Source organism: Allokutzneria sp. NRRL B-24872, assembly GCF_002155965.1.
In the GTDB taxonomy this organism is placed as follows: domain Bacteria; phylum Actinomycetota; class Actinomycetes; order Mycobacteriales; family Pseudonocardiaceae; genus Allokutzneria.
In genome coordinates this window covers 1-969 of record NZ_MUMH01000223.1, presented here as the reverse complement: position 1 = coordinate 969, position 969 = coordinate 1, and the positions used below count along the sequence as shown (strand labels likewise).

Below are 969 nucleotides of genomic sequence, written 5' to 3'. Positions count from 1 at the left end.
CCGCGACGGTCACCGCTGAAACAGCTAGCGGGCGGAACATGCCCCACCTCCAGAATCGTGCTGGACGATGGCGGCGTCGCCCCGAAAGTGGACTAGACCATTACGACTGTCAAGGTTGTGAACCCAGTTGGTCCATTCGGGACACGGGTCCGGCGGACGGCGATTACGATGCGCTGCGCCAACTGGGCGAACGACACGTGGGGGAGCACTGATGGCCGTGACTTGGCAGCAGCCCGGCCCGAACCAGCAACCATGGACCGGGCCGCCGCAGCAGCGGGTCAACCCCGGGGTGCTCCTCGGGGTCAGCGCGTGGCGGCTGATGATCGCCGCGTTCGCCATCTACGGCTTCAGCGACGCCACCGGCTGGACCAAGAACTGGCAGGGGCTCAGCCAGCAGGCGAGCCTGTTCACCGGCGCCGTCTACCTCTTCCTGCTGGTGTACCCGCTGTTCACCGGCCTGCGCAGGCACGAGCCGCAGTCACCGTGGCTGCGCGGCGCGACCACCGTGCTCCTGCTGCTGGTCATGGTCACCTTCTACGGCGTCATGGGCGGCGACTTCGAGGACCAGCCCTTCGAGCACATGTGGACGCCGCTGGCCGTGATCATCGACTGGATCTTCGTCGGCCGCAACCAGGCGCGGACCAAGTGGTGGTACCCGCTGACGTGGGTCGTGTTCCCGTTGACGTACCTCACCTACTTCCTCACCTCCGGGGTCTACAAGAGCCTCTACCGCTTCCTGAACCCGAACAAGAGCAGCTTCATGCCCACGGTGATCAGCTTCCTGCTGGCGGTGATCGCCGCGGGCTTCGTGCTCTACGGCATCGCCAAGCTGCGCGAAGTGATCACCGGCCGCGCCGGTCCTCCTCGCGGCCAGGCGAGCTACGGCCCGGGTTTCGGCCCGCAGCAGGGTTTCGGCGGTCCCCAGCAGGGTTTCGGCCCGCCGCAGTCCGGCCCCGGCGGCCCTCCCCC

The 969-nt window shown here is 67.5% G+C and carries 1 protein-coding gene; it reads left to right on the top strand.

Features of this window, described 5'->3' with window-relative positions; translation table 11 throughout:
* Positions 1-211: 211 nt before the first annotated feature.
* Positions 212-969, top strand: a 758-nt coding sequence (locus tag CCN37_RS39410; protein WP_143261984.1) for a hypothetical protein, incomplete at its 3' end; no start/stop codon positions are given.